The organism is Sorangium sp. So ce327 (genome assembly GCF_051530205.1).
Classification (GTDB): domain Bacteria; phylum Myxococcota_A; class Polyangia; order Polyangiales; family Polyangiaceae; genus Sorangium; species Sorangium cellulosum_B.
Genome location: NZ_CP150330.1, coordinates 13325254 through 13351538 on the forward strand (window position 1 = coordinate 13325254; position 26285 = coordinate 13351538).

The 26285-nt window shown below is 72.4% G+C and carries 20 protein-coding genes; 10 read left to right on the forward strand and 10 right to left on the reverse strand.

All coding sequences use genetic code 11. The features are described from left to right. The first annotated feature begins 40 nt into the window (after positions 1-40). Positions 41-3877 carry a serine/threonine-protein kinase gene (locus tag WME95_RS50050; protein ID WP_437906237.1) on the forward strand — a complete coding sequence of 1279 codons (3837 nt, stop codon included), beginning with the start codon at positions 41-43 and terminating at the stop codon, positions 3875-3877. A 51-nt stretch (positions 3878-3928) separates the two neighbouring features. Here the strand turns inward: WME95_RS50050 and WME95_RS50055 are convergent, their stop codons facing one another. The 3 genes from WME95_RS50055 to WME95_RS50065 form a co-directional block, all read right to left on the reverse strand. After that, on the reverse strand, positions 3929-4237 hold the full coding sequence (locus WME95_RS50055) for a hypothetical protein (protein ID WP_437548151.1): 309 nt from the start codon (positions 4235-4237) through the stop codon (positions 3929-3931). A 147-nt stretch (positions 4238-4384) separates the two neighbouring features. Continuing rightward, positions 4385-5878 (reverse strand): aminomethyl-transferring glycine dehydrogenase subunit GcvPB, encoded by a 1494-nt coding sequence (gene gcvPB / locus WME95_RS50060; RefSeq protein ID WP_437548153.1) that lies wholly within the window; start codon positions 5876-5878, stop codon positions 4385-4387. Positions 5879-5892: 14 nt separating this feature from the next. After that, the gene (locus tag WME95_RS50065; RefSeq protein WP_437906238.1) at positions 5893-6390 is read right to left on the reverse strand and encodes a hypothetical protein; all 498 of its coding nucleotides are present in this window, start codon (positions 6388-6390) and stop codon (positions 5893-5895) included. Between the two features lie 392 nt (positions 6391-6782). Here WME95_RS50065 and WME95_RS50070 point away from each other — a divergent pair, with 392 nt between their 5' ends. Then, entirely contained in the window at positions 6783-8534 is a 1752-nt protein-coding gene (locus WME95_RS50070; RefSeq protein WP_437906239.1) for an FG-GAP repeat domain-containing protein, read from the forward strand. 120 nt (positions 8535-8654) lie between these two features. Here the strand turns inward: WME95_RS50070 and hemL are convergent, their stop codons facing one another. After that, positions 8655-9968 (reverse strand): glutamate-1-semialdehyde 2,1-aminomutase, encoded by a 1314-nt coding sequence (gene hemL, locus WME95_RS50075; protein ID WP_437911120.1) that lies wholly within the window; start codon positions 9966-9968, stop codon positions 8655-8657. A 291-nt stretch (positions 9969-10259) separates the two neighbouring features. On the opposite strand from hemL, the gene WME95_RS50080 reads away from it, so the two are divergent. Beyond that, positions 10260-11744 carry a serine/threonine-protein kinase gene (locus WME95_RS50080; protein WP_437906240.1) on the forward strand — a complete coding sequence of 495 codons (1485 nt, stop codon included), beginning with the start codon at positions 10260-10262 and terminating at the stop codon, positions 11742-11744. 41 nt (positions 11745-11785) lie between these two features. Here WME95_RS50080 and WME95_RS50085 read toward each other — a convergent pair whose 3' ends face one another. Continuing rightward, positions 11786-12349, reverse strand: coding sequence for a GNAT family N-acetyltransferase (locus WME95_RS50085; RefSeq protein WP_437906241.1), 564 nt, complete (start codon positions 12347-12349; stop codon positions 11786-11788). Positions 12350-12594: 245 nt separating this feature from the next. Here WME95_RS50085 and WME95_RS50090 point away from each other — a divergent pair, with 245 nt between their 5' ends. Then, entirely contained in the window at positions 12595-13107 is a 513-nt protein-coding gene (locus WME95_RS50090) for a hypothetical protein (protein WP_437906242.1), read from the forward strand. 251 nt (positions 13108-13358) lie between these two features. Here the strand turns inward: WME95_RS50090 and WME95_RS50095 are convergent, their stop codons facing one another. Together WME95_RS50095 and WME95_RS50100 are read right to left on the reverse strand one after the other, a co-directional pair. Then, on the reverse strand, positions 13359-14099 hold the full coding sequence (locus WME95_RS50095; RefSeq protein ID WP_437906243.1) for a hypothetical protein: 741 nt from the start codon (positions 14097-14099) through the stop codon (positions 13359-13361). A gap of 148 nt (positions 14100-14247) precedes the next feature. Then, the gene (locus tag WME95_RS50100; protein ID WP_437906244.1) at positions 14248-15474 is read right to left on the reverse strand and encodes an IS701 family transposase; all 1227 of its coding nucleotides are present in this window, start codon (positions 15472-15474) and stop codon (positions 14248-14250) included. Between the two features lie 303 nt (positions 15475-15777). On the opposite strand from WME95_RS50100, the gene WME95_RS50105 reads away from it, so the two are divergent. Continuing rightward, positions 15778-17271, forward strand: coding sequence for a ferritin-like domain-containing protein (locus WME95_RS50105; RefSeq protein WP_437906245.1), 1494 nt, complete (start codon positions 15778-15780; stop codon positions 17269-17271). A 157-nt stretch (positions 17272-17428) separates the two neighbouring features. Beyond that, complete coding sequence (locus WME95_RS50110) at positions 17429-18208, forward strand: DUF4142 domain-containing protein (RefSeq protein WP_437906246.1); 780 nt, start codon at positions 17429-17431, stop codon at positions 18206-18208. A 68-nt stretch (positions 18209-18276) separates the two neighbouring features. On the opposite strand, the gene WME95_RS50115 is transcribed toward WME95_RS50110, so the two are convergent. Beyond that, positions 18277-19719, reverse strand: coding sequence for an aldehyde dehydrogenase family protein (locus tag WME95_RS50115; RefSeq protein ID WP_437906247.1), 1443 nt, complete (start codon positions 19717-19719; stop codon positions 18277-18279). 81 nt (positions 19720-19800) lie between these two features. Here WME95_RS50115 and WME95_RS50120 point away from each other — a divergent pair, with 81 nt between their 5' ends. Both WME95_RS50120 and WME95_RS50125 read left to right on the forward strand, forming a co-directional pair. Next, positions 19801-21222, forward strand: coding sequence for an aminotransferase class III-fold pyridoxal phosphate-dependent enzyme (locus WME95_RS50120; protein WP_437906248.1), 1422 nt, complete (start codon positions 19801-19803; stop codon positions 21220-21222). Continuing rightward, entirely contained in the window at positions 21219-22205 is a 987-nt protein-coding gene (locus WME95_RS50125; protein WP_437906249.1) for a hypothetical protein, read from the forward strand. The genes WME95_RS50120 and WME95_RS50125 overlap by 4 nt, the downstream gene beginning before the upstream one ends. Before the next feature lie 80 nt (positions 22206-22285). Here WME95_RS50125 and WME95_RS50130 read toward each other — a convergent pair whose 3' ends face one another. Continuing rightward, complete coding sequence (locus tag WME95_RS50130; protein WP_437906250.1) at positions 22286-22678, reverse strand: DUF5615 family PIN-like protein; 393 nt, start codon at positions 22676-22678, stop codon at positions 22286-22288. After that, positions 22675-22905: a DUF433 domain-containing protein gene (locus tag WME95_RS50135; protein ID WP_437906251.1), complete on the reverse strand. Its 231-nt coding sequence runs from the start codon at positions 22903-22905 to the stop codon at positions 22675-22677. Before WME95_RS50135 ends, WME95_RS50130 begins: the two co-directional genes overlap by 4 nt. 168 nt (positions 22906-23073) lie before the next feature. Between WME95_RS50135 and WME95_RS50140 the strand changes: the two genes are divergently transcribed. Then, on the forward strand, positions 23074-23943 hold the full coding sequence (locus tag WME95_RS50140) for a formate dehydrogenase accessory sulfurtransferase FdhD (RefSeq protein WP_437906252.1): 870 nt from the start codon (positions 23074-23076) through the stop codon (positions 23941-23943). Then, positions 23940-26264 carry an FdhF/YdeP family oxidoreductase gene (locus WME95_RS50145; RefSeq protein WP_437906253.1) on the forward strand — a complete coding sequence of 775 codons (2325 nt, stop codon included), beginning with the start codon at positions 23940-23942 and terminating at the stop codon, positions 26262-26264. Before WME95_RS50140 ends, WME95_RS50145 begins: the two co-directional genes overlap by 4 nt. Positions 26265-26285 lie beyond the last annotated feature (21 nt).

Consider the following 26285-nt stretch of genomic DNA (forward strand, 5'->3'; position numbering starts at 1 on the left):
CTTGCCACCGCCCGGCGCCGGTGATTTCTTGGTCCCACGCATGGGCCTGAGGAACGCGAGACCCGAGTTTGGAGGCACGCGTCGCTTCCAGGTCGTTCGCGTCGTGGGCCGCGGCGGGATGGGGGTTGTCTACGAGGCCTTCGATCGCGAGCGGAAGGGGCGGGTCGCGCTCAAGATCCTCCGGAATCTGAGCGCCGACGCGCGCCTCCGGTTCAAGAACGAGTTCCGTGCGCTCCAGGACATCCAGCACCCGAACCTGGTCAGCCTCGGCGAGCTTCACGAGGAAGAAGGGCAGCTCTTCTTCACGATGGAGCTCATCCGCGGCGTCGACTTCGTGGTCCACGTGCGGCTCCACGAGGAGGGCGACGCCGGGCCGAGGGGCGAGCCCGCGGGCGTCGGGCGCCGCTCCACCCTGCCGTCGAGCCCCATGTGGCCTGCTGTGCAGGGCCCTGCCTCGGAGCCACAGCCCCGGATCAAGCGCCCCTTCCACGAGGCCCGCCTCCGCTCGGCCCTGGCGCAGCTCGCCCAGGGGCTCGCGGCGGTGCATGCGGCTTACAAGGTTCACCGCGATATCAAGCCTTCCAACGTCCTCGTGACCGCGGAAGAGCGGGTGGTCCTCCTCGACTTCGGCTTCGTCGCCGACGCGAGCGGCGCAGGGCGCGAGCAGGCCGTCGTCGGAACGCTCCATTACATGGCGCCCGAGCAGGCCGAGGCCAAGGCCGCCGGGCCCGAGGCGGACATCTACAGTGTCGGGGTCATGCTTTACCTCGCGCTGACCGGCGTCTACCCGTTCCAGACGGCGCCCAAGGCGGCGCTCGACATGATGCGGCGAGCGGAGCCTCCGCCGCCGAGCCGGCTCGTCGAGGACATGCCCCCCGACATCGACGAGCTCTGCGTGGACATGCTCCGCATCGACCCGGCCGCCCGGCCGACGGCGCGCGACGTGCTGCGCCGGCTGCAGGTGCAGGAGCTCATCGAGGAGCCGCCCGTCCTCTCGCAGCGCATCGGCTTCGTCGGCAGGCGCAGCGAGCTCGCCGCGCTCGAGGGCGCGTTCGCGGAGGCGAAGCTCGGGCGCGCGGTCACGCGGTTCATCGAGGGCGAGTCGGGCGTCGGCAAGAGCGCGCTCCTGCGCCGGTTCCTCGAGCGCATCGACAAGGAGGCGCTCGTCCTCGCGGGGCGCTGCTACGAGCGCGAGGCGGTCCCCTACAAGGCGGTGGACGAGCTCATCGACGGGCTGAGCCGGCACCTCGTGCGCCGCCCCCCGGAGCAGGTCAAGGCGCTGCTGCCGCCCAACGCGGGCCTGCTCGGCACGGTGTTCCCGGTGCTCCGGACGGTCCCGGCGATCACGGAGGCGCGCGCCCGGCGCAAGGCGATCGACCCGCCCGAGATCCGCGCCCTCGTCTTCGCCGCGCTCCGGGAGCTGCTGGGCCGGCTCGCGGCCGAGCGGCCGCTCGTGCTCGCGATCGACGATCTCCAGTGGGCGGACGCCGACAGCGTCGCGCTGCTCTCGGAGGTGATGCGCCCGTGGACCGAGGCCGATCTCCACGCCGCGACCCGGCCCGGCTCGTTCGTCGGCCTCGATGGGCCCGTGTCCTCGGGCGCGCTGGTCGACCCCTCGCGCCCGCGCGCGATGATGCTCGTGGCGACGGTGCGGACCGCCTCGGAGACCGCGCCGCCCGTCTCGCGGCAGCTCGGAGTGCCGACCGACTCGCTCGGGCACATCATCCTCCACCGCCTGTCGCTCGCGGAGGCGCAGGAGCTCTGCGCGCTCCTCCTCCGGGGCGCCCACGTCGGTCACCCGCTCAGCATCGAGGCGATCGCGCAGGAGGCCGGCGGCCACCCGCTCTTCATCGACGCGCTCCTGCGCCACCGGATGATGTCCCCGGACGCCGACGGCGGCCCGGTGCGCCTCGACGACGTCCTCTGGGCGCGGATCAGCCGGCTCGACCCGCGGGCGCGCCAGCTGCTCGAGCTCGTCGTGTGCGCGGGCGCGCCGGTGCTGACGTCGGTGGCCGCGCACGCCATGGCGGCGGACTTCGGGGAGCTCACGCGGGTGCTCTCGGCCCTGCGCGCGGCGAACCTCGTGCGGACCGGCGGCTCGGGTCAGGACGAGTTCCTCGAGCCGTTCCACAACCGCATCCGGGAGACGGTGGCGAGCCGGCTCGACGAGCAGGCGGCGCGCAGCTGGCACGGCCGGCTCGCGCTGGCGCTGGAGGCCTCGGGGCGCGCGGAGCTCGAGGCGCTGGCCGAGCACTGGCGCGCCGCCGGGGACCCCGAGCGCGCCGCCGGCTACGCCGTGCGCGCCGGCGAGCACGCCGAGGCCGCGTTCGCGTTCGACCACGCGGCGCGCCTCTACCGCATGGCGATCGACCTCCACCTGCCTGGCGCGGCGGAGCGGCGGGTCGTGCTCGCCAAGCTCGGCGACGCCCTGAGCAGCGCGGGCCGCGGCGCCAAGGCAGCGGAGGCCTACATGGCCGCGAGCGACGGCGCCCCGGAGTCCGAGGCGATCGATCTCGGCCGCCGGGCCGCGGAGAACCTGCTCCGCGCCGGCTACGTCGACGCCGGGATGGCGGGCCTGCGCTCGGTGCTCGGCGCGGTCGGCATGCAGGTGCCGAAGACGCCGGAGCTCGCTGTCGCGTCGCTGATGCTGCGGCGCGCGCAGGTGCGCCTGCGCGGGCTCAACTTCGTCGAGCGCCCCGCCGACGAGGTCTCGCCCGAGGACCTCATGCGCATCGACGTCTGCTGGTCGGCGGCGATGGGGCTCGCCATCGTCGACCCCACGCGCGGCGCCGACTTCCAGGCGCGCAACCTCCTCCTGTCGCTCAAGGCGGGCGAGCCGTACCGCGTGACGCGCGCGCTCGCCTTCGAGGCGACCTACCTCGCGATCGACGGCGGCCCGTCCGCGTCCCGCGTCGCCGACCTGCTCTCGACGGCGAGCGCGATCGCGGCGCGCATCGGCAGGCCTCACGCGCTCGGCCTCGTCGGCTTCGTCGGCGGCGTCACCGCGACGCTGTTCGGCCGCTGGCAGCAGGGCGTGGCCGATCTCGACCGGGCGGACACCATCTTTCGCGAGCGCTGCACCGGCGTCACGTGGGAGCGGAGCTGGGCGCACACCTTCTCGGTCTGGGCGCTCTGGTACGGCGGCGAGACGCGCGAGTTCATGCGCCGGGTCCCGATGTACCTGCAGGCGGCCGACGAGCGCGGCGACCGCTACCTCGCCACGAGCCTCCGCTCCTCGCAGAGCAACGCCTACTGGCTCGTCGGCGACGACCCCGACTCCGCGCTGCGCCAGGCGCAGGACGCCATCCGGAGCTGGTCCAAGGCGGGCTTCCAGCTGCAGAGCTACTTCGATCTCGTCGCCCGCGCGCACATCGGCCTGTACCGGGGCGAGGGCGAGGCGACGTACCGCCTCTTCGCGGAGCAGCGGGCGGGCCTCGAGAGCTCGCTCGTCCTGCGCATCCAGGCCGTGCGCATCATCATCACCCACCTCCGGGCCTGCGCCGCGCTGGCCGCCGCCGCCGCGTCCACGCCGGCCGACGCGGAGCCGCTGTACGAGGAGGCGACGCGCGCCGCCCGCAAGATCGACGCGGAGCACATGCCCTGGGCCGACCCGCTCGCGGCCGCGGTGCGCGCCGCGATCGCCGCGGCCCGCGGCGAGGGGGAGGCGGCCGTCCAGCAGCTCGCCGACGCGGTGCGCGGCTTCGAGGCCGCCGGCATGGCCCTCTACGCCGCGGCGGCGCGGCGCCGCCACGGCGAGCTGCTGAAGGGCGACGAGGGCCGCGCCGCCGTCGAGGCAGCGAACGGCTGGATGCACGACCAGGGCATCGTGAGCCCGGATCGCATGACAGCCATGCTGCTCCCTGGTTTTGCGAGCTAGCACCTCCGAGGCACGGAGGCGCCGGGTCGGGAGAGAGGCGGGCCCCGCGCCTCAGGGCTTCACGCGCAGGACGGCCGTGCCCTTCGCCTTGCCGTAGAGCTGCTTGATCTCGATCTTGTACTCGCCGGGGGACGACGCGCTGAACTCGACGGGCGAGGCGCTCTGCGGCTTGCCGGTGGGCAGATCGCGCAGCACGCGCTCGATGATGATCTTCCCGGAGGGGGAGCGGATCTTGATGTTGAACGGCGGGGTCGCCTCGTCGTAGGCGCGGAACACGAGGCGCACGGCGTCTCCGACCGAGACCGGGGTGGTCTGGCTGATCGTCTCGATGTCGCCTTCGTTCTCAACGGTATCGGCCACGCGTCGCTCGTCCCGTGAGGTGCCTCACTGCGGTCCCTCGGCGCTCATTGTAGTCGCGTCTGGCGGAGATTCGCGAATTTGGCGCGCGCGGCCGGCCGGCGCCGCCCGCCGGAGGAGGCCGACCGCGGGCCGCCTCCTCCGGGGAGCTCAGGCCTTCGTCCATCGCAGGCGCGGCTGGCGCGCGGCGCGGGCCTCGTCGAGGCGGCCGACCACCGTGCCGTGGGGCGCCTGCTTCACGACCTCCGGCGTCTCCTGCGCCTCCTTGAGGATGCTGAGCATCGCGGCCACGAACTCGTCGAGGGTCTCGCGGGTCTCCGTCTCCGTCGGCTCGATCATCAGGGCGCCGGGCACGACCAGCGGGAAGTAGACGGTGGGCGCGTGAAAGCCGTAGTCGAGCAGCCGCTTGGCGACGTCGAGCGTCTTGACCCCGGTCTCCTTCTCCAGCTGGCTGTCGGAGAGCACCACCTCGTGCATGCACGGCTGCGGCACCGGCGCGAGGTAGTGGTCCTTCAGCTTGGCCCACAGGTAGCGCGCGTTGAGCACGGCGAGGCTGCTCGCCGCCGTCAGGCCGTCGCCGCCCATCTCGCGGATGTACGTGTACGCCCGGATGAACATCCCGAAGTTGCCCGTGAAGGCCCGGAGCCGCCCGACGCTCTGGGGCCGGTCGCGGTCCCACGCGAAGGCGTCGCCGCGCCGCACGAGGACGGGCGAGGGCTGGAACGGCTCCAGGTGCTTCTTGAAGCAGACCGGCCCGGAGCCGGGGCCGCCGCCGCCGTGCGGGGTCGTGAACGTCTTGTGCAGGTTGATGTGGATGACGTCCATGCCGACGTCGCCCGGGCGCGCGTGCCCCATGATCGCGTTCGTGTTCGCGCCGTCCCCGTACACGAGCCCGCCCTTGTCGTGGATGAGCTTGATGATCGCCGGCAGGTGCGTCTCGTAGGCCCCGAGGGTGTTCGGGTTCGTGATCATCAGCCCGCAGACGTCGCCGTCCGACCCCTCGCGCTCGATCGCGGCGAGGACCTGCTCGGGGTGGGTGATGCCGTCGGCGGTCTTCTCGATCCGGACGGCCACGAGCCCGTTGAGCGCGCAGCTCGCCGGGTTCGTGCCGTGGGCGCTCTCCGGGATGAACACCTTCCTCGGCGAGCGCCCCTTCGACTCGTGGAACGCCCGCATCATCATCAGCCCGGCGAGCTCGCCCTGCGCGCCCGCGGAGGGCTGCAGCGAGCAGCCGTCCATCCCGCTGACCTCGCAGAGCGCCTCCTGCAGGCGCCACATCACCTCGAGCGAGCCCTGGCTGAGCTCGTCCGGCGTCATCGGGTGCAGCTTCGCGAAGCCGGGGATGCGCGCGGCCCACTCGTTGATCTTCGGGTTGTACTTCATCGTGCACGACCCGAGCGGGTACATCTGCCCGTCGATGCAGAAGTTCCACTGCGAGAGCCGGATGAAGTGCCGGAAGGCCTCCGGCTCGCTCACCTCCGGCAGGCCGGCTGGCTCCTTGCGGGCGAGCGCGCCGTAGTGGGCGGCGGGCTCGACCTCGGGCACGTCGAGCGGGGGGAGCGACGCGCCGGTCCTTCCCGGCGTGCCACGCTCGAAGATGGGGGGTTCGCGGAACTGAATGCCTCGAGGCTGCGGTTGGGTCATCGGGGGCTGTTATGTCAGAGGCCGGGGGGCTCGGCAGGTGCTTCGTCGGAGGGAGCGGCGGGCGGCTCGGGCGCGCCTTCCTCCTGGTTCGCGCTGTCCCAGTCGCCGCCGCCCATGTCGGAGGCGCCGGAGCCCCCGATCGACTTCAGATCCGGGAGCATGTTGCGCTGCTTGACCGCTTCCCAGGGCTCGCCGACCTCGTCCTTGTTGCGGCCGATCTCGCCCGCCAGCCGGTCGTCGACGTTCTCGCCATCCGGCCGCGTGTACTTGAAGTACCCCCGGCCTTCCTTGGTCGCGCTCTGCCCGATCGCGCCGATGGTGTGCTCGGTCCACGTGAACTTGATGAGGTCGCCTGTCACCGTCCCGTGCAGCACGCCCCAGCGATCCTTGACGGGACGGATCCAGCGCCCCTCGATGGCGTCGTTGTCCTGCACGAGGTGCAGGTAGCCGTAGAGCTCGCTGTAATAGACCCCCGTCCAGTCGCCGCCTTCGGGCATGTCACCGGCTTGCACCTTGGCCGTCTTGGGCGCGGGATTCGAGCTGCAGCCAAGCGCCGTCGTCCCCATCAGGAGGGCACATGCGGCGCCAGCAATCCAAAGCCGTCGCGATACGTTCATGGCGGCGGAGCCTAGCACAGCACCTACCCGCACCCATACCCCCGCCATGCGCCTCCGACGTCGCGCGGGGGCGCGAGCGGAGGTGGGGAACGGGAACGGAACGGGAACGGAACGGGGGGCGCGTGCGCGCTACGTCACGAACGTGTACTTGCCTCCCTCCTGCAATGACGTGTGCCACCTGCGCGCCAGAAGGAGGAGCGTAACGTACCGTTCGGCGCGTGCGTGACTGCGTCAATTTTCCGCTTCCACCTCCTTGTAGGGCCCGGAGCGCTGGTAAGCTCCCTGGCATGATGAACTCCCTTGTCTCCAACCGAGGTTTTGTAATTCCCGGTAGAATCGCTCTCTTCACCAGTGTCCTCGCCCTCGCGGCCTGCGAAGGGCAGCTCGGCAACCTCGACGGCTCCTCTCCCACCACCGGCAGCGGCAGCGGCAGCGGGAGCGGCAGCGGCTCCTCTGGCTCCGGTGGCTACCGCCCCCCCGTCGGTGGGGGCTCCAAGCCGCTGCCGGCCGCCGCGTCGTGCGCTCCGGCGTCGAGCGGCTCCTCCGACGTCGCAGAGCCCCAGCTCCTCCTCCAGCTGTCCGACGACGACGAGAGCGCGTGGCTCGGGTCGCCGGTGGTCGCCGATCTCGACGGCGACGGCGAGCAGGAGATCCTGGTGACGCACAACGGCAACGTCGTCGTCTGGGGCCCCGACGGCGAGCAGAAGTGGAGGTACGACGAGTCGCGCCAGAACGGCCGCATCTGGGCGAGCCCGATCGTCGCGGACTTCCGCGGCGACGGGCAGCTCGAGGTGGTCTTCGCGGCGCGCACCACGATCTACATGCTCGACGCGAGCGGCCAGCTGGTGAGCGGCTGGCCCGTCACCTGGAACGACGAGATCCGCTCCCTCGCCGCGGGCGACATCGACGGCGACGGTCAGCTCGACGTCGTCGCCGCGAGCACCGACAGGTCCCCCGACTACTCCGACATCCTGATGGCCTTCCACGCGAGCGGGTCGGCGGTCGCTGGCTTCCCGCCGATCGAGAGCGAGACGATCGGCTGCGACGCGCGCCGCAGCGACGACGCCGAGTGCTGGATCGTGGGCGCCTACGACCAGAACCTGGCCATCGGTGATCTCGACGGCGATGGATCGCAGGACATCGTCTCGCCGATGGATAACTCCTATGCCGGGTTCTATCACGGCACGGGAGAGGCCTTCGACGCGAATCCCATGTTCGAGGGCCGCCCGAAGACGCCGGGCGTGCGGTACATGCACGATCTCGAGCTCGCGAAGCAGGGCTTCGGCGACAGCAGCGACCTGCAGGCCTATTTCAAGAACTCGGCCCCTGCGATCGCGGACCTCGACGGCGACGGCACGCCGGAGATCATCATGCTCGCGGCGGCCGAGGACGTCGCCATGAATGACCAGTCCCAGGGCGTCGGGCTCTGGGCGGTCCGCAACGACGCGAGCCGCATCGAGGGGTGGGAGAGCCCGTTCTACGCCTCGGACTACCTGTCCGGCGGCGAGGATTTCGACGGCAACATCGTGGCCATGACGCAGCAGGTGACCGTGGCCGATCTCGACGCGACGCACGCCGGCCCTGAGATGATCTTCGCGGGCCTGGACGGGCGGATCCACGCGGTCTACGCCGACAAGACCGAGTTCTGGGACGTCACCTACACGGACGACACGCAGGTGCTCACGGGCGGCGTCGTGGTCGGGGATCTGTCGGGCGACGGCATCCCCGAGGTCGTGTTCAACACCTACTCGACCGAGGAGGACAGGAGCCACCTCTTCGTGCTCGACGCCGGCGGCACGATCCTCCACCAGATCCCGCTGCCGCGGCTCGGCGCGATGCCGGTGCCGACGCTCGCCGACGTGAACGGCGACGGGACGATCGAGATCGTCGTGTCGCTCCGCGAGATCGGGTGGGTGGGGGCGGACCCGGAGCCGAACACGTACGTGTACACGGTGCCGGGATCGGCGACGAACTGCCTGCTCTGGCCGACCGCCCGCGGCAACTACTACAGAAACGGCTGGGTCCGCGCGGCCGACTGACACGCTCCGAGGACCGTTCGAGCGCGCCGGCGCAGAAGGGCCGATCGCCGCGGCGGTCGGCCCTTCGCCGTCCTGGCCCCGTCGTCGCGGGGGCCCTCCTGGGAAAGGCCGGCGCGGCCCTCAGGCCGCGAGCGCCTCGCGGCAGGCGGCGATCGTCCGCTCGATGTCCTCTTCCGAGTGCGCGCCGCTCAGGAACGCCGCCTCGTACTGCGACGGAGGCCAGTAGACGCCTCGCGCGAGCATCGCCGCGTGGAAGGCGCTGAAGCGCTTCGTGTCGGACGTGGCGGCGTCGGCCCAGGAGCGGACCGGGCCCTTCGTGAAGAACAGCGTGATCATCGAGCCGACCCGCTGGACGCACGCGGCCGCGCCGGCGCCCTCGGCGGCGGCCCGGAGGCCCTCCTCGAGGGAAGCGCCGAGCTTCTCGAGCCGCTCGTAGAGCGCGGGCGTGAGGCGATCGAGCGTCGCGAGCCCCGCCGTGACCGCGAGCGGGTTGCCGCTGAGCGTGCCCGCCTGGTACACGGGGCCGAGCGGCGAGACGACGCGCATCACGTCGGCGCGGCCGCCGTAGGCCGCGAGGGGCATGCCGCCGCCGACGATCTTGCCGAGCGTCGTCAGATCCGGCCGGAGGCCGAAGCGCTCCTGCGCGCCGCCGCGGGCGAGGCGGCAGCCCGTCATCACCTCGTCGAAGATCGAGAGCGCGCCGTGCTTGCGGCAGAGGTCGATGACGAGGGCGAGGAACCCGGGCTCCGGCGGGACGCAGCCCATGTTGCCGACCACGGGCTCGAGGATGACCGCGGCGATGTCGCCGCCGCGCGCGGCGAAGGCGGCCTCGAGGGCGGCCGGGTCGTTGTAGGGCAAGGAGAGCGTGGTGCGGGCGATGCTCTCGGGGACGCCGGCGGAGTCGGGGGCGCCGAAGGTGGCGAGCCCGCTGCCCGCCTTGACGAGCAGGTGATCGGCGTGGCCGTGGTAGCAGCCCTCGAACTTGATGATGGCGTCGCGGCGCGTGAAGCCGCGCGCGACGCGGATGGCGCTCATCGTGGCCTCGGTGCCGCTCGAGACGCAGCGCAGCATGTCGATGCTCGGGTAGAGCTCGCGGATCTTCTCGGCGAAGCGGACCTCGAGCTCGGTCGGCGCGCCGAACGAGAGTCCGCCGAGGGCGGCCTCGCGGACAGCCTCGATGACGGCGGGGTCCGCGTGGCCGAGGATGGCCGGCCCCCAGGAGCCGACGTAGTCGATGTACTCGGCCCCGTCGGCGTCGAACAGCCGCGCGCCCTGGGCGCGCGCGATGAACAGGGGGTCGCCGCCGACGGCGCGGAAGGCGCGCACGGGGCTGTTCACGCCGCCCGGCAGGACGGCGGCGGCGCGGTCGAACAGGGCTTTGGAGGCGGGGGCCCGGTCCGCGCGGGCGGGCGGAGCGCTTGTCGCGTTCGTCATCGTGCTCCGGCCATAGCAGGGGCGAGGCGTGGGAGCGACGCGGATCGCGGGCGAGGGGAAGTGGAGGTGGAAGTGGAGGTGGAAGTGGAGGTGGAGAAGGTCGCGCGGGGCGCCGCGGGCATCGCCGACGCCGGGATCGAGGCGTCGCGGGCTCGGGCGCGCCACACGAGCCTTTCCGGCGAGGTCGCGCTTGGCTATGGTGATCGTCTGGAGAGAGGGGCCGCGACCCGCGGCCGGGCTGCTCCTGGGGACCGCAGGCGCGGCTCCCCGAGCACCAGCATCTGGTGAGCCATGCGGATCTCCGAGGACCCCGCTCCGGGGCAGCGTCTCGGGCGATATGAGCTCCTGCGCCTCATCGGCGAGGGCGGGATGGCGCAGGTCTGGGCCGCGCGCATGGAGGGCTCCCGCGGCTTTCACAAGGTCGTCGCGCTGAAGACGCTCATCCCGGCGCTCGCGCGTGATCCGCAGTTCCAGCGCATGTTCCTCGACGAGGCGAACCTCGCCTCGAAGATCCACCACCGCAACGTGGTCGAGATCCTGGACCTCGGCGACACGGACGGCGTGCTCTTCCTCGTGATGGAGTGGATCGACGGGCAGACGATGCAGCAGCTGCTCCGGCCGGGCCTCCGTCCGATGCCGCTCTCCCCGGCGATCGCCTCGCGCATCGTGGCCGACGCGGCGCACGGGCTGCACGCGGCGCACGACCTCCACGACGATCGCGGGGAGCCGCTCGGCATCGTGCACCGCGACGTCTGCCCGCAGAACATCCTCATCGATCGCGACGGCACGGTGAAGGTGGCCGATTTCGGGATCGTGAAGGCGTTCGAGCGCCTGGGCGACACGACGCAGACGGGCGAGATCAAGGGCAAGGGCGAGTACATGTCACCGGAGCAGGCGCAGGGCCAGCCGGTCGATCGCCGCTCGGACATCTTCTCGCTCGGCGTGGTGCTCTTCGAGGCGGTGACGGGCGCGCTCCCGTTCCAGGTGCTGCACGACCTCGTGCTGCCGCAGACCGGGGTGCCGGAGCCGCCGCGGCCCACGCTGATCGCGCCGCATTGCCCGCGTGATCTCGAGGAGATCATCGTGAAGGCGCTCGCGCGCGATCCGCGGAAGCGCTTCCAGACGGCGGGCGAGATGGCGAGCGTGCTGGAAGATTTCCTCATGCGCAGGTCGGGCGTGGTGACGCCCGCGCACGTGGCGGAGCTCCTCCTGGAGCGCTGCGGGGAGAGCATGGAGGAGGAGCGGCAGCGCATCGCGGCCGCCGTCGCCCCGCAGCAGCGCGCGGGGTGGCGGCCGAAGCCGGGCGCGACGCTGTCGGCGGGGCCGCCCTCCGAGGGGCGGCGGAGCGTGCGGTCAGAGCCGCGGCGGGGGCTCGGCGGGCTGATGCGCGCCGGCGGCGACGCGCTGCGCCCGGTGGCGCTGCCGTGGCTCGTGGCCTCGGTGTCCACGGGCGTCGCGGTGGCGTCGCTCATGTTCGTCGCGCTGAGCCGGCCGAGGGATCAGCGGTCGCTCGTGGATCCGATCGCGGTGCAGATCGAGCCGAGCGCCGCGGTCGTGCGGCTGAACGGCGTGGTGCTCGGCGTGGGCAGCCAGGTCATCGCGCGGCCGATGCCGGGGGTGTCGCTCTCGGTCGACGTGCGATCGAGCGACGGCGTCTCGCAGACGGTGGAGATCACGTCGGAGTCCCCCGCGCGGATCCAGCTGAACCTGGCGCGCAAGGGCGAGGCCGGGACCGCGGCGCCGCCGGGCAGCAAGGGCGCGCCGGCGCCGAGGTAGCGCGGGAGGGGGCGCGCGCAGGCCGCTCGGGCGATCTCGGGTCACCTCGCGGCGCCGCCGGCGTCGCGGCGCAGGAGCCCGTAGATCGCGGTGTCGGTGTACCGCCCGTTGTAATACCAGTTCTCGCGGAGCAGCCCGTCCCGCACGAAGCCGAGCCGCTCCAGGACGCGCATGCTGGCGCGGTTCTCGGGATCGATGTGCGCTTCGATGCGGTGGAGGTCCATCACGTCGAATCCGAAGGGGAGCACGGCGCGCAGCGCCTCGGTCATGATGCCCCGGTTCCAGAACGCGGGCAGCAGCTCATAGCCGATCTCCGCCCAGCGATGGGGTTTGTGCCAGCGCCAGAAGCCCGTGGTCCCGATGAGCTCTCCGCTCTCGTGGAGGGTGATGCCCCAGCGGATGGATGTGGCGTCGCGGATCCCGGCGAGGATGGAATCGATGCGCTGCTCCGCGTCGGCCAGCGAGCTGTCGGGCGCGCGGCCGAAGTAGTGCGTCACCTCCGGGTCGGAGTGGATGCGGAGGAGGGTCGCGGCGTCGGCGGGCTCGATCGCGCGGAGGCGGAGGCGCGGCGTCATCAGGACGGGGAACGGATCGAACGACACCATCGGGCGAGGGGATGGGCGGAGGTCCGGCGGACGTCAAGCGTCGGATACGGCGCTGGCCACCGCCGTCCGGGGCGGCGTTCGACTGGAGCGGTGCTCGCCTCGTGCGGCGCTCGACGCTGGAGCGGTGCTCACCTGGAGCGGCGTTCGAGCCCGATCCTCGCCGTGCGTCCCTCGCTGTGCGTCGTGGGCGTCGGGCTTGACGACACGGCGACCTCGTCCGAGATCTGCGGGGGAGGACACGGCGTATGGATCCGCTCGAGGATCAGCAACCGGAGCAGCTCGCCGCGATCGACGAGGCGGAGAGCGATGCCCGCGGCGGGCGCGGCGCGGGCTCCGGGGCACCGGGGCACCGCGTGCGCTTTGCCCTCGGGATCTCCGAGCTGCCCGGCGAGCGCGCAGTCGTCGTGCTTCACGAGGACACGATCCTGCGCTGGCGGCCCACGCCGAAGCGGCCGGACGGCGCGCTCTCGCGGCTCTCCGAGGTCGCCGTGGGCGCTGCGATCGCGGTCGAGCACCGCGGCATCTGGGACGAGGGGCTCGTCCTCGGCCGCGTGGTGCGCCCGGCGCGCGAGGGGGGCTTCCAGGTCGACGGCGACGTGGAGCGCTATCCATCCATCGCGGACGCCGAGCACGCGCACGGCCCGCTCGAGGCGGGCGAGCCGCAAGCGCCGCCGGCGAGGACAGGCGAGCCGACGTTCGAGCTGGGCGAGCCGATCGGGCGCGACGCGCGCGGGATCGGGCGCAGGGCCAGGAGGTAGCCGCCGCGCCGGCGCGATGCCGGCGCAGTAGCGCTGCGAACAGTCTTCGCGCCGCGTTCTCCTAGCTCCGAACGTGAACGTGGTCGAGGTCGTGGTCGTGAACGTGGTCGAGGTCGTGGTCGTTCACGGCCTACCGTTGACGACCACTGACGATCTCGACCACGTTCACGTTCGTGAGTGATGGTGGGGGGCTTCGGGCCCTGAGCGCGACCGAACGACGTTGGTCAACGCGGCTGTCGGGAGCGTCCGGATCAGGCGATGCCGACCGGCGGATCGACGGTGACGGCTTCTGGCTTCACGGGGCTGGCGTCCAGCTTCTTCTCGGTCCGAGAGGGCGTCGGCGTGGCGCGCGTCGCCGTGTACAGGTTGGGGAATCGGCCCTCGGGATCGTCGTAGTAGAAGAGGAAGCGGCCGACGCGGACGGCCTCGTCGTAATGGCGGAAGAGCAGCTTGGCGGCGCGCGCCTGGTAGCCCTTCCAGAGCGTCTGCTCGGGCGTCGCCGTGGCGCCGAGCAGGCGGAGGATCTGCGCCGCGAGCGCGGCCGCGTCCTGCTCGTCCTCGCTGCGGAAGTTCCGCTTGTCGTCCTGGATGGCCTCGCGGTGCTTCCGGTACATCTCGGCTGCGCCGGACAGATCGTTGGCGAGGTCGAGGTGGCCGCTGCCCGCGCGCAGGTGCGCGAGCTGCGCGACCGCCTCCGCGTCGCCGTCGAGGTGATACTCGAGGGTCTTCAGCATGCGCGCGCGCGTCTCGTACGCCCGTTCGACGAGGGTGGCCGGGAGCGCTGCCCCGGAGTGGGTGGCCGAGGTCAGGAGGAACTTGTACCGGGCGAACCATGTCGCCCAGGCGACGCCCTCGAGCCCGTCGATCAGCGTGGCATCGAGCGCGCCTGTGGCGGCGATGGCCGCGATGCGCTGGCGCAGCTTCGGCGCGGCGAGCGCCTCGGCCACGCCGATGGCCTGCACGGCGGCCGCCTGGAGATCGAGCCGCGGCACCTCTAGCACCACTGCGTCACGGCCAGCGAGCTGAAACGGATCGCCCCTGGACTGCGACGCGTGGCAGCTTGGGCATCGGGGCAACCAGCGGGTCAGCACGCGAGCGATGGCGAGACGAACCGTGGGGAAGGAGTCCGGGAAGTGGCGCTCAGGCCGCGAGCGCGAGCGCACGGGGGCGACGCGGCCGGGCGGCCGAGGGGGGAAAAGGCCGCGTGCGTTCCGCGACCACGAAGGCATAGCAGCTCAGCGCGACCGTGACGTGATGATGCCAGCCGCGAAACCGACGGCCCTCGAAGTGGTCCAGGCCCAGCTCCCCCTTCAACTCTTCGTAGACCTTTTCGGTGCGGTAGCGTTCCTTGAACCTCCGAACGATCTCTTTGTTCGTCATCCGCGCCGGAAGCGTCGTGAGCGCGAACTTGGTCGGCTTCGGCTCGTCGTCTGGCCACTCCATCAGGAGCCAAACGGGCGGGTGCTGCTCGATCGGGATCCCGTCCTCGTGCGCCACCTGGACGCGCCGAAGTGCGAAGCGCGAGGACAACGTTCGACACGTGCCTTCCCGCCAGCACAGGCGACGAAACGCCCCGCGTCCGAGGCGTTGCGCGAAGTCGGCGGCGCTGACGGTCGGGCTTGGGTCGACAGCGCCACGACGTCGCAGCGGGAGGACCTTTGTGGGCGATTCGATGCCGACGGCGTAGTCGAAGCCCAGCAACCGCACCGTCTCCCGGAACGCATTAGAATTGCCGTAGGCGGCGTCGGCCAGCACGATATCCCCGGGAATGCCATGACGGGCGGCGCGCTCGATCATCTCGAGCGCCAAGTCGATCTTGGTCTTGTAGACGACTTGGTCGGGGATGCGCGCCTCACGTCGTCGTGCTGGATCGTCCGCCCAGCTTTGCGGCAGGTACAGCTCGAAGTCAATGGGGACATGGTGATAGCGGGTCGCCACACTGAGGCTGACCCCGATCTGGCAATTGGTGGTCTTACCGGCGGAGCCGGTGTATTGCCGCTGAACGCCGACGGAGTGGGTCCCCTTCTTCAAGAAGCCCGTGTCGTCGACGATCCACGAGGTCACGGGGGCCTGCTGGGTCATCGCTCCGATCGCATAGCGCGCAGCGTGAACGCGCACGGCCTCGTCGTCCCAATGCGAGTTCGAGACGAAGTGCAGCAGGCGTTGGTGCGCCACCTCGACGCGTTCCGGATCGGGGCAGGCGCGCGCCGCGATCGGTTCGACGCTCTTGCGCTCCGCCTCGCCGAGCAGCCCCAACGCATACGTCGCGAAGGACTCGCGCCGCAGCGGATGGCCGAGCACGTCGCCAATCTCAGACAAGTAGGCCTGCAACCGCTGCTCCGCAGCGGGGTCCATCATGTACTCCATGGCCCCGAAGGCTGTGTCGCGCGGGCGCCGCGTCGACCCCGGCGCGACGAAAAGACTCCTCGATCTACAGGGATATCCGCCCGAGCGTGCAGCTCCCGCCGGTCGGTCGTTGCCGGGCTCGACGGGCTGCGACGCAGTGGTGTTACCACCTCCGCGAGCTCCTTCTCCACGCGCTCCGCCTTGTCCCGGATCGACCGCGAACTCCTGCGCCACGCGCTCCGCCCGCCTTGCGCCGGCGCCGGCGCGCAGCGTCCCCGAGCCCATCGATCCGGCCTCGCGCGCCCCTCTGCTACCCTGCCGCGAATGGAACGCCACCGCTCGCTCCGCATGACCCTCCTCCTCGCCGCCGGCGCCGCCGGCTGCTCCAACGCGAAGAGCCCCGACGTCGCGGTCGTCACGCTCGGCGAGCCGCAGGCCACGCCCCGCGACGCCGGCGTCCCGGAAGAGCCGGGCCAGTCCGCGCCCCGGCCGCCGCCGCGCGGCGTGGGCTGGGTGACGGAGCGGGACGGCACCGTGCACCGCGCCACGCGGGTCCGGTGCGACGCGACCATCGACCAGAGCGCGTGCAGCGGCACGGAGCGGACGTTCCAGTGCAGGACGGACGCCGATTGCAAGGAGGGACCCCGCGGAAAGTGCGTGAGCTCGGTCGGGCAGATAGGCGCGTATTGCGGCTGCGAGTACGCCTGCGAGAGCGACGCGGAGTGCGGCGCGTCCGAGGCCTGCGTGTGCAAGGGGGCAGGCGCCCTCCGAGAGCAGCACTCCGTCTGCGCAAAGGCCCTCTGTTCGGTCGACGCCGATTGCCCCGGCAGCACCTGCGGCCTGTCGGCGTACTTCAACGGCTGCTGGGAGCAGGTCACGCTCGCCTGCCGCACCAAGGAAGATACCTGCCTGAGCGACGCGGACTGCCGATCTTCTGACGAGAACCGCGGCGCCGCCTGCGTCGTCACCGACCCGGAGGCAGAGCGCGTGCGCTGGGAGTGCGCCGGGATCTCCTGCGCCATCGGCCGCCCGTTCGTCGTCGACGGCCGGCCGCGCGCCGCGCAGGGCGCTGCGCGCGAGGACTGGCGCGCTCCCGCCGAGCTCGATGTCGCGTCCCTCTCGCCCGAGGTGCGCGAGCTCGCCGCGGCGCACTACGCCGCTGTCGCCGCGCTCGAGCACGCGTCCATCGCGAGCTTCGCCCGCTTCTCCCTCCAGCTCCTCGCGCTCGGCGCGCCGGCCGCCCTCGTCGGCGAGGCGCACCGCGCCGCGCTCGACGAGGTGGAGCACGCGCGCCTCGCCTACGGCGTCGCCTCCCGCCTCGCCGGCCGGGCCATCGGCCCCGGGCCGCTGCTCGAGGCGGCCACGGCGCCGCTCGGCGCCGGCGTCGCCGAGGTGGTGGAGGCGCTCGTCGAGGAGGGCTGCGTTGGCGAGGCGCTGGGCGCGGCGGAGGGCCGTGAGATCGCGCAGCGCGCGGGGGATCCGGCGCTCGCGGCCACGCTCGCGCGCATCGCCGCCGACGAGGAGCGCCACGCGGCGCTCTCGTGGAGGGCGCTCTCGTGGATGCTCGCGACGTTCGGCGAGCCGGCGCGCTCCGCGGCGGACCGCGCGTTCTCCCGCGCCGCCGCCCGCTACGCCGCCGACCCGGCCCCCGGGCCAGGCGTGCACGAGGCGCTCGGCCTGCTCCCGGCGCGCGCGCTCGGGGCGCTGCGCCGCGAGGTGCTCGCCGAGGTCATCGCGCCGTGCCGCGCGGCCTTACCGGGGCTGTCGTGCGACAGCACCGCCGCGCAACCGTCGAGTCCGGCACAGGCATCCTCCTGAGCGGACTGATGAGGCAGATTCGCTCACTCCCGTGGCAACTTGCCACAGCGGGGAGGGGAGCAGTCGCATGGATCCGGGAGAAAAGGGGGCGCCCGTGCCGTGCACCGGATCTTGCACGGGGGCCGGCACTCGAATCCACGTGAGGAGGTCTTTACCCATGGTTGCATCGCGCAACGCTCTCGTCCTGACGATCGGTCTCGCTGTCGGCGTCGGCTGCTCCAACACGCCCCCGGCGAGCAGCCCGAGCACGAACGAAGCACCACCGCAGCCGGCCCCGACCGCCGCCCCGCCGCTGCCGGAGGCGACCCCTCCCGCGACGCCGCCGGCTCCGCCGCCCGGCACCGAGCCGCAGGCGGGGACGACGCAGCCGGGGACGACGCCCAGCGCCCCGGCCGAGGCGCCGCTGACCGACGAGCAGATCCTCGCCGTGCTCGACGCCTCGAACAAGAAGGAGATCGACGAGGCCCAGCTCGCGCAGACGAAGGCCAAGAGCAAGGACGTGAAGGCCTATGCCAAGGTCATCGCCCAGCACCACACCGAGGCGAAGGCGAAGCAGGCCAAGCTGGTCAAGAAGCTCGGCATCACGGCGGCGGACTCGGACAAGAGCAAGCAGCTCACCGAGGAGGCGCAAAGCGCGCTCGAGCAGCTGAAGGCGCTGCAAGGGGCCGATTTCGATCAGCAGTTCGTGGCCACGATGATCAAGGATCACCAGAACACGCTCGACTTCCTCGACAGGAAGGCGCTGCCGAACGCGAAGAACGCCGATCTGAAGGCGATGGTCGAGAAGGACCTCCGGCCGACGATCGAGAAGCACCTGAAGGACGCGGAGGCTCTCTCGCAGAAGCTCGGCCCGGCGGGCGCGGGAGCGACAGGGACCCAGGGCGGCGCGCAGCCCCCGGCCCCTGGCACGAAGGAGGCCGCGCCCCCGCCGAAGTAGTCGGCTGCAGGCGAGGACGGGAGAAGGAGACGAGAGCGGGGCGCGTCGTCAGCGCCGATGCGTCCCGCTCAGCTGAGAGAGACCCAGACGGACTTGAGCTGCGTCAGCTCGTCCAGCACCGCGCGGCCGTTCTCCCGCCCGAAGCCGGACTGCTTGGTTCCGCCATACGGGCTCGCCGCGTCGAAGCGGTTGTACGTGTTGATCCAGACGGTGCCCGCCGAGAGGCGCGCGGCCAGCGCGTGCGCCTTGCCGACGTCGCGCGTCCAGATGCCCGCCGCGAGGCCGAACTCGGTCGCGTTCGCGACGCGCGCGGCCTCCTCCACGTCGTCGAAGGGCAGGACCGCCAGCACGGGGCCGAAGATCTCCTCGCGGGCGAGGGCCATCGACGGGGAGACCGACGAGAATACCGTCGGCTCGACGAAGAACCCCGGGCCCTCGCGGCGCCCGCCGGTCTCGCGGCGCGCCCCCTCGGCCGCGCCACGGTCGATGTAGCCGAGCACCTTCGTGAAGTGCGCCTCCGAGACGAGGGGGCCCATCTGCGTCGACGGATCGAGCGGATCGCCAGGGACCAGCCGGCGCGCGCCGCTCGTGACCACCTCCAGCACGCGGTCGTGCACCGACCGCTCCACGAGGAGCCGGCTCCCCGCCGTGCAGAGCTCGCCCTGGTTGTAGAAGATGGCCGTCACCGCCGCCTTCGCGGCGCTCTCCACGTCCGCGTCCGCGAAGACGATGTTGGGGCTCTTGCCGCCCAGCTCCAGCGACACCTTCTTCAGCGTGCCCGCCGCCGCGCGCATGATCGTCCTGCCCGTCTCCGTGCCGCCCGTGAACGAGATCTTCGCGACGCCCGGGTGCTCGACGAGCGCAGCGCCCGCCTCCTCGCCGTGCCCCGTGACGACGTTGACGACGCCCGGCGGCACCCCCGCCTCCGCGAGGATGCGCGCCAGCTCCAGCGTCGTGAGGCTCGCCTCCTCCGGCGGCTTGACGACCACCACGTTGCCCACCGCGAGCGCGGGCGCCACCTTCCGCGCCGCGAGCAAGAGCGGGAAGTTCCAGGGGATGATCGCGCCGATGACGCCGAGCGGCTCGCGCACGGTGTAGTTGAGGAACGGACCCCGCACCGGGATCGTCTCGCCGCCGAGCTTCGTCGCCCACCCGGAGAAGTAGAAGAACGTGTCCGCCGTGCGCGGCACGTCGATCGTCCGCGCGGCCGTGATCGGCTTGCCCGTGTCGAGCGCCTCGAGCCGCGAAAGCTCCTCGCACCGCGCGAGGATCAGCTCCCCCGCCTTCCACAGGATGCGCGCGCGCTCGTTCGGATCCATCGCCGCCCAGCGCGGAAACGCCGCGCGCGCGGACGCCACGGCGGCGTCGACGTCCTCGCGGCGGCCGCGGGCGAGCCGCGCGAGCGCCCCGCCCGTCGCGGGGTTCGCGGTCTCGAACGTCTCGCCCGAGAGCGCCTCCCTCTCGGCGTTGTCGATCCAAAGGCTCTTCACCGTCTCGCGCGTGTCACCCATGCCCCCGTCGTAAACCCGCGCACCCGGGCGCGGCAAGCGGCGATGACACGCGCCCCGGCGTGCGGGATACTCGCGCTGCCTATGGATTTCTCCGATCGCCCCACGCTCCCGTCCGTCCCTCCGCGAAGAGTCGTCACCGAGCTGCCCGGGCCGAAGGCGCGCGCCTGGATGGCGCGCGGCGGCTTCGACATGCAGTCGAGGTATCGCGCGGTCGTGATGGACGACATCGCGAGCCGCGGGTGCTCGCTCGTCGACGTGGACGGCAACGTGTTCCTGGACCTGTTCGCGAACTTCGCGCTCGGGGCGCTCGGCTACAACCACCCCGCCCTGGTCGAGGTGGCGCACCGCGAGGCCTTCATCCGCGCCGTCGCGAACCCGACGTCGACGCCGTTCGTGACGACGCCGGCCTGGTTCGAGTTCGTCGAGGCGCTCGAGCAGCGGTTCGCGCCGCGCGGCATGGCGCGCGTCTTCTGCGTGGACGCGGGGGGCGAGGGCGTCGAGTCCGCGATCAAGGCGGCGTTCATCCGGCACGGCGAGCGCCGGCGGGAGGCCGCCGGGCTGCCGAGGAACCCGCTCGAGCTGCCGGAGCAGCTGCAGCAGAGCATCCTCGACAACGCGGGCACCGACGCGGTGGTCGTGTCGTTCGCCGGCGCGTTCCACGGCCGGGGCCTCGGGCCGATGTCCGCCACGCACTCGAAGGTGATCCACAAGGCCGACCTGCCCGCGTTCCCCTGGCCGACGGCGCCGTTCCCCGCGAGCCGCTTCCCGCTGGCGCGCTTCGCCGACGAGAACGACCGCGCCGAGGCGGAGGCCCTCGCCGCGCTCGAGCGGATCCTCGACGCGCACGGCGGCCGGGTGGCCGCCCTGATCGTCGAGCCCGTGCAGTCCGAGGGGGGCGATCGGCACGCGAGCGCGGCCTTCTTCCGCCGCGCGCAGGAGCTCGCCGGGAAGGCGGGCGCGGCGTTCATCCTGGACGAGGTGCAGACCGGCATGGGGATCACCGGCACGCTCTGGGCGCACGAGCAGCTCGAGCTGCCGCGCCCGCCCGATCTCATGTGCTTCGGGAAGAAGATGCAGATGGGCGGGTTCTTCGCGACGAGCGCGTACGACGTCGCGCAGTTCGGGCGCATGTACCAGACGCGCAACGGCGACCGCGCGCGGTCCGCGATCGCGCTGGCGACGCTCCGCGCGATCGAGTCCGAGGACCTGCTCGGCAACGTGCGCGCGACGGGCCGCCACTTCCTCTCGCGGATCGAGGAGCTCTGCGAGCGCTACCCCGCGCTCGCGAGCGAGCCGCGCGGCCGCGGCTTCCTGCTCGCGTTCGATCTGCCGACGACCGCGGCGCGCGACGATTTCCTCTCGCGCGCGCTCCGCCGCGGGGTGTTCGCGAGCTACACGGGGACGCGCTCGGTCCGGCTGCGGCCGCACCTCATCACGACGGTCTCGGAGGTCGACGAGGCGATCGGCGTCTTCGACGCGGTGCTGCGCGAGATGGCCGGATGATCGTCGATCCGCGCGACGTCTGCCCGGGGGAGGGGCCGGAGAAGGTCGCGCGGGCGCTCGCGCAGTTCTCCGTGGACGAGGCGCAGGACGGCGCGGCGTTCGACGAGGGCTACCGGGCGCTCGACGCGGTCTTCGGGCCGAAGGGCGAGCTCGAGCGCCGCGAGGTGCTCTGGGCGTGGCTCACCGGGGCGCACACGGACGCGGGGGCGCCCATCACGGCGACGTACCACCTGCTGCTCGCGCGCGACGCGGAGGGGCACCTCGCCGGCGTGCGCGATTGCTACGTCACGCTGGACCGCGCGGCGCGGCGCTGCGTGGCGCTCCTGTCGCACGCGCTCGTCCTGCCGGCCTTCCGCCGCACCGGGCTCGCCGCCCTGCTGCGCGCGGCGCCGGTCGCGCTCGCGCGCCGGGCGATCGAGGGCGCGGGGCTCACAGGGGGCCAGGGGGCCGGCGGCGACGGCGCGGAGGTGATGCTCGCCGCGGAGATGGAGGCCGTCGACACGGACGACCGCGACACGGTGGTGCGGCTCATCGCGTACGGGCGCGCGGGGTTCGCGATCGTCCCGCCGGACGTGCTCCCGTACGCGCAGCCGGACTTTCGCGACACCGCGGCGCTCGGCGTCACGCCCGTGCCGCTGCCGCTGCTCGCGGTGGTGCGCCAGGTCGGCGAGGAGGAGCGCGACGACATCCCCCGCGCCCGGGCCGAGTCGTTTCTGCGCCATTACCAGGCCGTCCACGCGCGCGAGGTGAGCCCGAGCGAGCTTGCGCCGATCCGCGAGAACGCGCTCGCGCGCCTCGCGGCGTTCCCGGGCGAGCGCGTGCCCCTGATCCGGATCCCGCGGGGGCCGGCGGAGGTCGCGGGGTTCGCGCCGGTGCTCCGGAGCGCGGTGATGCCGCTGTTCCCGCCGGCGTGGCGCGGCAAGGCGCCGCTCGACGTGCCGGAGCGGGAGCTCGAGAGGCTCTGCGCGGCGTGGGGGGGTTGAGGGCTCGGGCGGCTCGGGCAGCGACGGCGCTCGACGCCAGGAATCTCTGGCCGCCTCAAGGCATCTGAAAGCTGCCCTCGTCATCGCTCCGGTCGAAGACACCGGACCCGAACACGCACCAGCGCGTCCTTCCGCTCTGCAACGAGCACGAACGGCGGTTCCACGTCCGCTGCGCTGGCCTCGATCGCTTCGAGCATCTCGATCACGAACGTCGGTGAGATGTGCCCAGGTCTCAAATAGATGATGCCCACGAGCGGTTCGCCGGACTGGTAAGCGAGCGTTCCGAAATCACCATCGTGTGTCAGAACGACACGACCTTGGCCGTGTGCATGGCGCAGGACGTCGATGTCATCTCTGCCGCCCATTCCCTCTTCGAGCACCGCACGGACGTCTTTGCCCCGAAGGACGAGCGCACGCACCACCTCACGATGGATGTTCTCGTCCGCGAGTAGCGGGAACGCGAGCGGCTTCATGCAGGGATCTTCACCTCCCAGACCACCTCGTTTTTCAGGGAGCGCGCCGCGTACCGCAGCGCCGCCGAGAGCCCTTCAGCCGGGAGCTGCGGGTAGGCTTCCAGGATTTGCTCACGTGTCGCGCCGCTCGCCAGCAGATCCAGAACGAGTTCGACGCTGATGCGGGTGCCCTTGATGCAGGGCTTGCCCCCGAGCAGGCCCGGGCGCGCGACGATCCAATCTTCCATCCGGCTCTCCTCCTGTCATCGTCCCGTCGGTTGGAGGATAGCAGCACCATCGCCGTCTCGACGCCGCCTCATCGGCCCGCGCCGGCAGACCATCGAACACATCCTCTGGAGCGGCCTGCTCTCCTGGGCGCAGCAGGCTAGGATGACGGAGCCCGGAACCACCCCGCCATGCCGTCCAGCACAGCCAACGTCTCGATACGCACGATCACGGGCGAGATCGCCTCGGACGCCGAAGATCTGCTCGCCGTCGAGGAGCCGCTCGAGATCGTCGTCGTCGCGCGCGCCAGCGGTGCGGCGGGGCGCGAGGGGCGCCGCCTCGGCATCACGATGCGCACGCCCGGCAACGACCGCGAGCTCGCGGTCGGCCTCCTGTTCGCCGAGGGCGTCATTTCCCGCGCGGCCGACGTTGTCGCCGTCGAGGAGGCCCTCGGCCCCTCGGGCGATCTCGTGCGCGTCACGCTCGGCGAGGACGTGATCGTCGATCTCGGCCGGACCGAGCGGGCCCTCGCGGTCGCGAGCGCGAGCTGCGGCGTCTGCGGCAAGGCGTCGATCGACGTCGCGGCGCTCGCGCCGCCCTCGCCGCTCGCGCGGGGCGTTCCCCGGCTCGCGCCGGGCGTCGTGCACGGGCTCGCCGCGCGGCTCCGCGGCGCGCAGGCGGTGTTCGGGCGGACCGGGGGGCTGCACGCGGCGGCCCTCTTCGACGCGAGCGGCGCGCTCGCCGACCTCCGCGAGGACGTCGGGCGCCACAACGCCGTCGACAAGCTGATCGGCGCCGCGCTGCTCGCCGGGCGGCTGCCGGACCCGGGCGCGGTGCTCATGGTCAGCGGGCGCGCCGGGTTCGAGCTCGTGCAGAAGGCGCTGCGGGCCTCGATCCCGGTGATGGTCGCGGTTGGCGCGCCCTCGAGCCTGGCCGCCGAGCTCGCGGCGGCCCACGGGATGACGCTCGTCGGCTTCGCCCGCGACGGGCGGTTCAACGTGTACGCGGGCCGGGAGCGCGTCGAGGTCCCCGTCGCGGTCCCGGCGGAGGCCGCGTCTTGACGGCCCGCGACGCGCCGCGCGACGTGCAGGCGGAGCCGCCGCTCGAGCCCGAGGCGCCCAGGATCGGCGAGCGCAGCGCGGCGGCCGGCGGGCTCCCGGCGGTCGGCGCGACGCTCCGGCACGCGGTCGGCGAGATGGGGGTCGCGCGCGCCGTGCGCACGCTCCTCCGCGTGAACCAGGGCGAGGGCTTCGACTGCCCCGGCTGCGCGTGGCCCGAGCCCGAGGAGAAGCGCTCGGTCGCGGAGTTTTGCGAGAACGGCGCCAAGGCGGTCGCCGAGGAGGCGACGCTCCGCCGCGTCACGCCCGAGTTCTTCCGGGAGCACAGCGTCGAGGCGCTCTCGCGGCAGTCCGACCACTGGCTCGGCAAGCAGGGGCGGCTCACCCACCCGATGCTGCTCGACGAGGGCGCGTCGCATTACCGCCCGGTGTCGTGGGACGAGGCGCTCGACGTCGTCGCCTCGTCGCTGCGCGCGCTCGGCTCGCCGGACGAGGCCGTCTTCTACACGTCGGGCCGCACGAGCAACGAGGCGGCGTTCCTCTACCAGCTCTTCGTGCGCGAGCTCGGGACGAACAACCTGCCCGACTGCTCGAACATGTGCCACGAGTCGAGCGGCGTCGGCCTGCGCGAGGCCATCGGCGTGGGCAAAGGGACCGTATCCCTCCACGATTTCGAGCTGGCCGACGCGATCTTCGTCGTCGGGCAGAACCCGGGGACGAACCACCCGCGCATGCTCTCGGCGCTGCGCGAGGCGCGGCTGCGCGGGTGCGAGATCGTGACGGTGAACCCGCTCCCCGAGGCCGGCAACGAGCGCTTCCAGCACCCGCAGCACCCGCTCGATCTCGTGGGCTCGGGCGTGCCGCTCTCGACGCTCTTCCTCCAGGTGCGCATCAACGGCGACGTCGCGCTCTTCACCGGGATCATCAAGGAGATGCTCGAGGAGGAGGCGCGGAGGCCGGGCGCCGTGCTCGATCGCGCGTTCATCGCGGGCCACACCCACGGCTTCGAGGCGTTCGCGGAGGCCGTGCGCGGCGCGCCCTGGGACGACATCGTCGCGCAGAGCGGGGTCCCGCGCGACCGGATCCGGGCGGCGGCCGAGATCGCGATGCGCTCCGAGCGCACGATCGCGTGCTGGGCCATGGGCCTCACGCAGCACCAGAACGGCGTGGCCAACGTGCAGCAGGTGATGAGCTTCCTGCTCCTTCGCGGAAACATCGGGCGGCCCGGCGCGGGCGCGTGCCCGGTGCGCGGGCACAGCAACGTGCAGGGCGACCGGACGATGGGCATCTGGGAGCGCCCGCCCGCGGAGCTCCTCGATCGGATCGAGCAGAACTTCGGCTTCTCCCCGCCGCGCCGCCACGGGCTCGACACCGTCGCCGCGATCGCAGCGATGGCCGAGGGGCGCGCCCGCGTCTTCTTCGCGCTGGGCGGCAACTTCCTCTCGGCCACGCCGGACACGGCGCTGACCGCCCGCGCCCTCGCCCGGTGCGACCTCACAGCGCACGTCTCGACCAAGCTGAACCGGGCGCACCTCGTGACGGGAAGGCGCGCGCTCATCCTGCCTTGCCTCGGCCGCACCGAGCGCGACGCGCAGGCGGGCGGGCCGCAGTTCGTGACCGTCGAGAACTCGATGGGCGTCGTCTCGAGCTCGCGGGGCAGCCTCCCGCCGGCCTCGGAGCTGCTGCGCAGCGAGGTGGCCATCGTCGCGGGCCTCGCCCGCGCGGCGCTGGGCGCGCGCTCGCGCGTGCCCTGGGAGGAGCTCACGGCCGATTACGACAGGATCCGCGATCTCATCGAGCGCACGATCGACGGGTTCGACGGCTTCAACGCGCGCATCCGAGACCCGCGCGGCTTCGCCCTGCCGAACGCGGCGGCGCGGCGCGAGTTCCGCACGGAGACCGGCAAGGCGAACTTCGTGATCCACCCGCTCCCGCGGCACGATCTCGAGCCGGGCGAGCTCCTGATGATGACGATCCGCAGCCACGACCAGTACAACACGACCATCTACGGGCTCGACGACCGCTACCGCGGCGTCCGGGGCGGGCGCCGCGTCGTGTTCATGAACGCCGAGGACGCGGCCGAGCGCGGCCTCGCCCAGGGGGACCTCGTCGACGTCACGAGCCGCTTCTCCGACGGGCAGCGCGTCGCGCGCGCGTTCCGCGTCGTGCTGTACACGATCCCCCGCGGCAACGTCGCGGCCTACTTCCCCGAGGCGAACGTGCTCGTGCCGCTCGGCAGCATCGCCGAGAAGAGCCACACGCCCGCGTCGAAATCGATCGTTGTGCGCGTCCAGGCGGCCGTCGCGACCGACGGATCCGCGTGACGCTCCGCCGCCCCCGTTGCA